The sequence below is a fragment of the Wolbachia endosymbiont of Nasonia giraulti genome (assembly GCF_048054155.1).
Lineage (GTDB): Bacteria > Pseudomonadota > Alphaproteobacteria > Rickettsiales > Anaplasmataceae > Wolbachia > Wolbachia pipientis_C.
Genome location: NZ_JAFEVH010000040.1, coordinates 1 through 8,401 on the forward strand (window position 1 = coordinate 1; position 8,401 = coordinate 8,401).

General features: G+C 35.0%; 8 protein-coding genes and 1 pseudogene. 6 read left to right on the plus strand and 3 right to left on the minus strand.

The features are described from left to right. Window positions 1–239: 239 nt before the first annotated feature. Window positions 240–2,470 (minus strand): annotated as a pseudogene (locus tag JR312_RS05010) (hypothetical protein). A 257-nt stretch (window positions 2,471–2,727) separates the two neighbouring features. Here JR312_RS05010 and nuoE point away from each other — a divergent pair. From nuoE to JR312_RS05030, 4 genes are all read left to right on the plus strand, one after another. Then, window positions 2,728–3,228, plus strand: coding sequence for an NADH-quinone oxidoreductase subunit NuoE (gene nuoE / locus JR312_RS05015; RefSeq protein ID WP_264330482.1), 501 nt, complete (start codon window positions 2,728–2,730; stop codon window positions 3,226–3,228). Continuing rightward, a complete protein-coding gene (gene tgt, locus JR312_RS05020) occupies window positions 3,229–4,440 on the plus strand; it encodes a tRNA guanosine(34) transglycosylase Tgt (RefSeq protein ID WP_416647877.1) in 1,212 nt (403 codons plus the stop codon). Between the two features lie 103 nt (window positions 4,441–4,543). Continuing rightward, window positions 4,544–4,768: a hypothetical protein gene (locus JR312_RS05025; RefSeq protein WP_416647880.1), complete on the plus strand. Its 225-nt coding sequence runs from the start codon at window positions 4,544–4,546 to the stop codon at window positions 4,766–4,768. Beyond that, on the plus strand, window positions 4,704–4,862 hold the full coding sequence (locus JR312_RS05030; RefSeq protein WP_416647879.1) for a hypothetical protein: 159 nt from the start codon (window positions 4,704–4,706) through the stop codon (window positions 4,860–4,862). Before JR312_RS05025 ends, JR312_RS05030 begins: the two co-directional genes overlap by 65 nt. On the opposite strand, the gene JR312_RS05035 is transcribed toward JR312_RS05030, so the two are convergent. Next, the gene (locus tag JR312_RS05035) at window positions 4,859–6,133 is read right to left on the minus strand and encodes a M16 family metallopeptidase (RefSeq protein WP_264330485.1); all 1,275 of its coding nucleotides are present in this window, start codon (window positions 6,131–6,133) and stop codon (window positions 4,859–4,861) included. The two genes, JR312_RS05030 and JR312_RS05035, sit on opposite strands and share 4 nt — an antisense overlap. 1 nt (window position 6,134) lies before the next feature. Continuing rightward, window positions 6,135–6,743, minus strand: a complete 609-nt coding sequence (locus JR312_RS05040; protein ID WP_353287515.1) for a superoxide dismutase — start codon at window positions 6,741–6,743, stop codon at window positions 6,135–6,137. Window positions 6,744–6,878: 135 nt separating this feature from the next. Here JR312_RS05040 and JR312_RS05045 point away from each other — a divergent pair, with 135 nt between their 5' ends. Continuing rightward, the gene (locus JR312_RS05045) at window positions 6,879–7,409 is read left to right on the plus strand and encodes a hypothetical protein (protein WP_416647878.1); all 531 of its coding nucleotides are present in this window, start codon (window positions 6,879–6,881) and stop codon (window positions 7,407–7,409) included. 618 nt (window positions 7,410–8,027) lie between these two features. Then, window positions 8,028–8,327 carry a hypothetical protein gene (locus JR312_RS05050; protein WP_264331041.1) on the plus strand — a complete coding sequence of 100 codons (300 nt, stop codon included), beginning with the start codon at window positions 8,028–8,030 and terminating at the stop codon, window positions 8,325–8,327. The last annotated feature ends 74 nt before the right edge of the window (window positions 8,328–8,401 follow it).

Here is an 8,401-nt window from a genome sequence, read left to right on the forward strand (position 1 = left end):
AAAAAAGGTAGAGCAAAAGTGGATTACTGCTTTGCCTAATTGGGCTTTAACTATGTCTCAACTTGATATCTTTTTTCCTGGTAGGTTAAAAATTGAGTTGAATTGAAAATGCGGTTTGACACACTTTTTTGAACGTTCCCTACTAAAAACATTCAGACAAATAGCTAAAGGTGATATTCCGGTACATCATCGCTATCCCAAGATAAGCTTTTTTCACTTTTAGATTCTAGCTCAGTCAGTCAAGACCCTGGTCCACCGCTTGAAGACGATGAGCTACTTCTTGACCGACTACTACTCTCCACCGATATACTGTTTAGCACTGTTTCAGATTGATCCATAGTTCGCATAGATATATGTCTCATTCTGTTATTAGCGATAAAAATTTCTTCATCGCTATTGCCACTTGAAGATGATCGCCTTCTATCATTGAAATTAGTTAGTTCTAACACAGGAGCAGCATTACGACCCTTAACATATTTGTATGCTATGAATCCTATAATTCCAGCAATACTTATTATCGCTCCAACCAAAGACCCACCTATCATTCCTGCCCTATTAGACTCTATAGCAAGCTGAGTGGGCTGTGGTGAAGGAGTAGTTTGAGGAAGTAAAGTTGTAGTGAACAGAGGAATTGTTACCTTTGTTCCAGTATTTGATATAGTGGACACTGTTTGTATAGTTTTCTCTGAGTTTGTTGTTGGCGCATTAGTTGGCATTGCAGTAATCATAGTTGCTTGTGAAGTCGCAATAGTTTCAGCTACTGTTGTTGGTTCTGATGACGTACTCATCTTAGTTGTTAATTCTGTTAAAGGCTTACTCATCGTAGTACTGCTTGCTGTAAAAGTTGACTCAACAGTCGCTGCTGTAGATTTTACAGTACTTGTCTCAGTTTCCGAAGGCACACTAGTTGACGTTTTAGCAACCGTGGTCGTTTGTGAAGTAGAAGTTGTTTTTGCTACTGTTGTTGGCCCCACTGTTACTGTACTTGTTTGAATTGTTGACTCTGTTGAAGGCCTACTCGTTGTAGAAGTAGGTGCAGTGGTAGTTGATGCTACTGTTGTTGACTCCACTGTTACTGTACTTGCCTGAGTTGTTGACTCTGTTGAAGATTTACTCATTGTGGAAGTTGGTACAATGATAGTTGATGCTTCTGTTGTTAATTTGGTAGTCTTTACAGTGTCGGTTTCTGTTGTGCTAGTAATTGCAGCAGTCGTCGTTTTCTTAGAAGTCACAACCGTCTCTGTAACAGTTATAGGAGCCACAGTACTGCTGGAAATAATACTAGGCATCAATTGGCCGTTAATGATATTAACAAAATCACTGAGAGCTTTGATACTGTTTGTCGGTATTATCGTTGCTTCAGAAGATTTTCCAGAGCTCTCTCTATTAAAAGTTATAATACTCTCTCCACTTACCGCAGTGACGATAAAACCTCCTTGGCCATTGTCTTTAACGTACAATTGTTCTATAGGATCTTCACATTCACAAACAGTAAAATTTGATTTTGGTCCTTTCTTAGCAAGGCTTACTAAATGCAATTCTTGCGTATTAGAAGATTGTTTTTTTGCAAGAAAAGCAACCTGATCATCGCCTTCAGTTTGTTTCACATACTGTAAAAAGCTTATTTCATATTCTCTGGAAAGAGATAGTGCTTTATTATCTATCTGACATCTCTTACTAAGCAAACATTCATCTTTCTTTCCACTTTTTAGATCCTCAACCACTTTGGCCATATCGAACTTAAAAATATTTGTTCTTACCTCTTGATTTTCAATACTATTTTTTCCCACTTGCGAATAAAGCATCGTATTTTCATCTAGTACTAATTGCCCTGGATTATTAAACTTGAATAATTTTCTTTCTATGATGCCGTTTGCTCCAGATAAAGCTTTAAATTTTCCATTCGTGTCTGATTGTAAATACCAAGAAACTAAAGCTTGATCCTTTAAATTATGAGCAACTACAACAACATTACCATTACCAACTTTCACTGCTTTTGGTTGAAAGTAGCTATTGCCTTTATTTGCATCATTATGGTTATTAATGTTTTTTTTTGTAATTTTACTTTTCCTGAATGCTCAACTAAGGGAGCATTCGTTGAATGCTTGATTTCGTAAGTGTTGAATGTTAAGCCTTTGATGCACTTTCTTTCTTTGTTAGTTTCTTCTGTAGGAAAGATAACTCCAACTTTATCTACTTCAGCTGAATTTTCTATTAGTGCGGGAGATAATTGGCCCTTAAATTCATTTGCTACGTTGACACCTGTATCACACTCGTATGTTTTTGATTGATATAGTAGGCTAATAAGTAACTTTACTCTACTGCTTCCATTACCGTTATCTTGATAGCTGAGTCCATAAGTAACTCCATTTCCTTCAATCAACCCTACGTTTTTTGGATTAAAACCTATCGCTTCTTTAACTTTCAGTATAGTTGTATTAACTCCAAATAATCTACTTAATATAGACATAATTATATTTAAAATTTTAATAAAACGCTATTATGATTATTTCTGCGTGTTAATGTCAATGAAAATTTTAACTAAAATTAATAAATTAATACCTTTATAATCTGCAAAGCGAGATATGGAAAATGAGTAGCAGTAAAGAATTCACAAATTGAGTGCACCCACTCTACAGATATAATATTGTAGAGCTCAAAAAACCAACAATTGCAATTGTTAACTCTTCAAGTATAATTTGTTGAGATTTACACGAACCTTATTAGATGAAAGAGAAAGAAGAGCAGTTTAGTTTTACATCAGACAACCTCAGAAAAGCGAAAAAGTCTATAGAGATGTATCCTAAAGGTAGAGAAGGTAGTGCCGTCATGCCTTTACTATACCTGGTTCAAGAACAATGCGGATGGGTTCCTGAATCTGCCATGCGCTGCGTTGCTGACATGCTTCATATTCCACATATTCGCGTGTATGAAGTGGCAAATTTTTATACCATGTATAATTTAAAGCCAGTGGGTAAATATTTGATACAAATTTGTAGGACAACTCCTTGCTGGTTATGCAATAGCGAGGAAGTTTTAAGTACCTTTAAAAAGAAGCTTGGAATCAATATCGGTGAAACCACTAAAGATAATCTATTTACTTTAAAGGAAGTTGAATGTCTTGGTGCATGCGTTAATGCCCCTGTGGTGCAGATCAATAATGACTTTTATGAAAATCTCACTCCTGAAAAAGTGGAAAATATCATAGCAGAGCTTTCAAGCAAATAGATGGAAAAGTTTTCGTTTAGGATAACCAAGCAATCAGGTTCTGCAAGAGTTGGCATAATTAAAACTCCAAATGGAAACATAGAAACGCCAGCATTTATATTTTGTGCAACCAAAGCTGCCATTAAAGCTGCAGATATCGAAAGAATCAGAGAAGCAGGTACTCAGATAATACTTTCTAACACTTATCACCTAATGCTTCAACCTGGAGAGGATACTGTGGCAAAACTTGGTGGCTTGCACAAGATGATGGGATGGAATGGACCAATGCTAACTGATTCTGGTGGATACCAGATATTTAGTTTAGGACACGGATCAGTTTCAGAAGAAATAAAGGGAATAAGACAGAAACAAAAAACTCTGATCAAAATTAATGAAGATGGGGCAATTTTTCGTTCTTACATAAATGGTAAAATTTATTGCTTAACTCCTGAAAAATCTATACAAATTCAACAAAAATTAGGCGCAGATTTAATCCTAGTTTTGGATGAATGCACTCCATTTCACGTCAGCAAGGAGTATACAAGGAAATCGATGCTCATGAGCCATAGATGGGCTGAACGTTCTTTAAATGAGTTTGAAAAAAATAATGATGGCAAACAGGCGCTGTATGGAATTAGCCAAGGTGGAGTGTATCAAGATTTACGTAGAGAAAGTTGTAATTTTATCAACAATTTGCCATTTTTTGGTCAAGCAATAGGTGGATCGCTTGGTCAGAGTAAAGAGCAGATGTATGATGTAGTTTCCTTTACTATGGAACATTTAAAAAAAGATAGGCCTACTCATTTGCTTGGTATTGGTGGAATTGTAGACATTTTTCGTGGAGTAGAGCTTGGAGTTGATACATTTGATTGCGTGCATCCAACTCGCCTCGCAAGACATGGTGGCGCACTTGTTAAAGTAAAAAACGGAGATTCTATTTCTTCAAAGTGTAAAGAGCATATTAATTTGCGAAATCAACGATTCGAACTAGATGATAACCCAATTGAAAATGACTGTTTGTGCTTTACTTGCAGAAAACATTCAAGAGCCTATATACACCATTTACTAAAAGCGAAGGAATTGCTGGCTTACACACTCGTTACCATTCACAATGTTTTCTTCATGAATAAGTTGATGGAATCAATAAGACAAGCAATATTGAATGATAGGCTAGATCAGGAAAAAAATAATTGGATTAGTGAAATACCGCTGCATTGTGAATTATATACCTAGTTCATATTTTGCACATGTGCGTTGCATTTTTTAATCTTCTTTAAAAACTTGACAGTACCGTATATATACGGGCATACTAGAAATGCAATTTTGTGAGGCATTTATGGTTAAAAATAAAGAAAAACATCAAATAGCGTTTTGCGTTTCAGCCTTTACACTCTTAGCTGGTTTATCATTGATCGCAACTGGAATTGCAGTGGGTACTGTACCTGCTATAGCTTCTTGTTTTAGTGAAAGGAGGAATTCTAACTGCCTTGTCTATTGTGCAATCAGTAGAAAGCTATTTATTTTTACAAAACAGCGAAAAAGCTTTCAAGAAAATGATTAGTGGTATATGCGATGAACCAGAAAGCAAACTTTTTATAGAAAGGATTTTGCAACCATTCATTGAACTTTTTAGTGAGCATAAGCAACATAACTAAAGTACACTAAGCATAGAAACAACTTTATCGTAACTTGGCAGTGACTTAATTTCTCCAATCGCAGCTAAAGTAATTTTTTCATGCTGAGATAGCAATTCTTCTGCTGCTTTTTTTATATCGTAAATAGTAACAGCACTAATTTTTTCTATTAATTCGTTTTTACTGATGTATTTATTATAGTTGCCGTAGTAGTGTCCTAACGTTTCAGCACGCGAGCTAACACTTTCGCGTGACATTAAAATTTGGGATTTTACTCGCTCTTTTATTCTATTTACTTCTTCTTCCTTTAAATCATCTGTAGACAATTTCTTCAACTCTGTCGTTATAGCTTTCAAAAGCTTATCTAGATTACTGCTATCTGTACCAGCAAAAATCGAAAGCATTCCTGTATCAGCATAGCTAGAGTTGAATGAGTAAATGGAGTAAGCAAGCCCCTGCTTTTCTCTTACTTCCTGAAACAGGCGTGATGACATTCCACTTCCCAGTATAGAATCAAGCACCTTGAATGTGTGATATCTATTATCATCACGAGAAACACTAGGTAGACCAATTAATAAATGTACTTGATCTAATTTACGATGTTCTAAATACTCACCACTGGTATAACTTGCATTCTCGCTTTTTTTCAGCTCTTTTGAATGAATCTTTGAGAGAAAGTCTTTGATTAATTGAACAACTTCCTCATGTTCAACATTTCCTGCAACAGCAAATATAATGTTCTCGCCAAAGTAATGCTCATTTATGTAGTTATCTAGATTAGCTCGAGTAAAAGATTTGACAGTATCTTGCGTGCCCAGGATTGATCTACCAAATGGTTGATCTTTATAAGCTGCTTCAAAATACTTATCAAAAATGATATCGCTCGGTGAATCATTAGTTTGAAAAATCTCTTGTATTACAACACCCTTTTCGCGTTCCAATTCATCCTCTGGAAATATAGAATTCATTAATATATCTATTAATATATCAATGCCGGTCTTTATATCTTTTTTAAGAACCTTTGCGTAATAACTGGTGCTTTCTCTACCGGTGCAGGCATTGAAGGCTCCACCTATATCATCAAAAGCTTTTGCAATTTCAAATGCAGTCCTCGTTTTCGTTCCTTTGAAAGCCATGTGCTCTAGGAAATGAGATATTCCATTTTGACTTGCACTTTCAGCTCTACTGCCAACACCAACTCGTATATTTAAAGCTACGGAATCAACTTCATGCACTCGCTCAGTTATTATGCGCAGACCATTATCTAGTTTTGTTACTTGTGGTATATTCATCTTATATATTCTTCTTTAAATTCTCTTCTACAAAATCCCAATTGATCAAATGATCAAGAAAAACTTTTATGTAGTCAATTCTGCGATTTTGGCAATCCAAATAGTATGCATGCTCCCATACATCCATAGTAAGTAGTGGCACTTGGCCATAAATTAGCGGTAGATCCGCATTTGGAGTTTTAGTGATTTTGAGTTTTCCTTTTTCAAGCACTAACCACACCCATCCACTACCAAATTGGCTTACTCCATAATTTGAAAATTCTTCACAAAATTTGTCAAAGCCACCAATATCATCTTGAATTTTTTTTGCTAGAAGACCATCATCTTGAGGCTTACCACCACCATTCTTTTTCATTGAATTCCAATAAAAAGTGTGATTCCAAACTTGTGCTGCATTGTTAAAAATAGGAACTGTATTATTATTTCCATGAACTTTCGTTACTAATTCCTCAATTTCCATATGTTGATAATCTGTGTTTTCAACCAGTTCGTTGAGTTTATTTAAATATCCCTTATGGTGCTTATCATAATGAAAATCTAATGTCTTTACAGATATATAAGGCTCTAAAGCTGCTTTATCATATGGCAACTCAGGTAAAGTAAAACTCATGCTGACCTCTTTATTTTCGATGGTATGGTAATATGTGCTTTTGCGCAACAGATAATTTAGTTAGGTAGTGATTGCATTTATTCTAAAACAAGCGATATTAGTAAGATAATTATGTTTTTATTTTAGAGGGGTAATATGTCAAGTTTATTCAAGAATTTTAGTAGATATGCTAAGTTCGGAGATGTTCCTACCAAAAGTGTTGGATGTAACAAAATTCCACAAAATAGTTTCTATAAATCCGTTTACCTTATCAACAGTGTTGTTGGGCCAGTGAAAAATGTAGCTCTTGGTAGTTACCAAAATCCTTCTATGATTCAGACTACTACTTTTGCGTTAGCTAGTGTAATTCTGCAACCTTTATATCTAGCATTGGCGTATTTGTCATACTGGCCAGCAAAAGGATTAGCGAAAGCAATAGATAGTTTTGATCTTAAGCGTAACACAAAATCGTTCATAGATTATTCATCCATGTTGTCACATAAGACATGGGACCATAGTAGTGCATTATCTAAATTTGTTAACACAGTTTTGAGTTATGTTGTTAGTGCTGTTATCTGGGCTGCTGCGCTCGTTGTTACACCTCTGACTTGGGCTATTGATAGAGTGGCAAGTAAATTTAGTGATGCAAAAAGTGAAGGTGTTGGTAGTCCTTCTTTTTCAAAATAGATAGCCTACCAAGTACATGTGAAACCATTGTATCTGTGTGGCAAAATAAAGTAGACGAGATAAAGACAACTATAGAAGCAAGAGGATGTCATGCCAGTGCGTGACACTGGCATCCAGCTTTTTCGCGCAAAAAACGTTGTAAGGTGTTTACCAACTTAGTTGAATCCCAGCTGGGATGACACTTGGTTATGCAAGAAATCTATTGTCAAAAAAAATTACTTCCGCATATTTTGAATCTGATTATAATGACAATTAGAGATATTTTAAGAGCTCAAAATCTATCTTTGTCTGCAGACTTCAACTAACTTTTCAATAAAAAACGTAGCGTATCTTTTTCAGCGTATATACACGTCTGTCATATGTGCGCTGCATTTTTTTCTAATCTTTTTATACAGGAGGATTTTATGTCCAGAATTCCAGATACTTGACTTTTACTTTAGCTAATAATGGGCGCCTATGATTTTTATAAAGAAAGTGTAGGAAATAGAAACATTTCTGTTTTTTGAGTAACAAAAAACCACTTTAACTTGCCATTTATATTTGAAAAGTAATTATATTAATATAATATTCATATTTATATACTAATATTAGTATATTTGCAAAATTAAGGAATGTATTATGTTTCGAGGAAATTTACAGGGTTTCAATAGTGAGGAAAAGGGAGTAGATTTACAACAAAAGTTGGATGATTTTTCAAGTTACAGTGTAATTCGAGACATTATGCGTATATGCTCCAATAAATGTCAAAATAGTTCATCACTGCAAGAATGCCTACAACAATGTCTTCAAGTATTATCATTTTATAGTCTTGAACTTTCCGAACCTCGTTCACAAATTAGTGAGAAATTAGCAGCTATAGTATTTCCTAAAGTAAATGATAAAGGTATAATAAAGTATTTGAGTTATAATGGCATATAGTGTGGATTTAAGGGAAAAGGCAGTATTGATGATAGAAAAAGGTAAGACAAAGGTTGAGGTAGCAGAGCTTATGG

Coding starts and splice junctions, on each gene's coding strand:
- nuoE (WP_264330482.1), top strand. CDS start 2,728: ATGAAAGAGAAAGAAGAGCAGTTTAGTTTTACATCAGACAACCTCAGA.
- tgt (WP_416647877.1), top strand. CDS start 3,229: ATGGAAAAGTTTTCGTTTAGGATAACCAAGCAATCAGGTTCTGCAAGA.
- JR312_RS05025 (WP_416647880.1), top strand. CDS start 4,544: ATGGTTAAAAATAAAGAAAAACATCAAATAGCGTTTTGCGTTTCAGCC.
- JR312_RS05035 (WP_264330485.1), bottom strand. CDS start 6,133: ATGAATATACCACAAGTAACAAAACTAGATAATGGTCTGCGCATAATA.
- JR312_RS05040 (WP_353287515.1), bottom strand. CDS start 6,743: ATGAGTTTTACTTTACCTGAGTTGCCATATGATAAAGCAGCTTTAGAG.
- JR312_RS05045 (WP_416647878.1), top strand. CDS start 6,879: ATGTCAAGTTTATTCAAGAATTTTAGTAGATATGCTAAGTTCGGAGAT.
- JR312_RS05050 (WP_264331041.1), top strand. CDS start 8,028: ATGTTTCGAGGAAATTTACAGGGTTTCAATAGTGAGGAAAAGGGAGTA.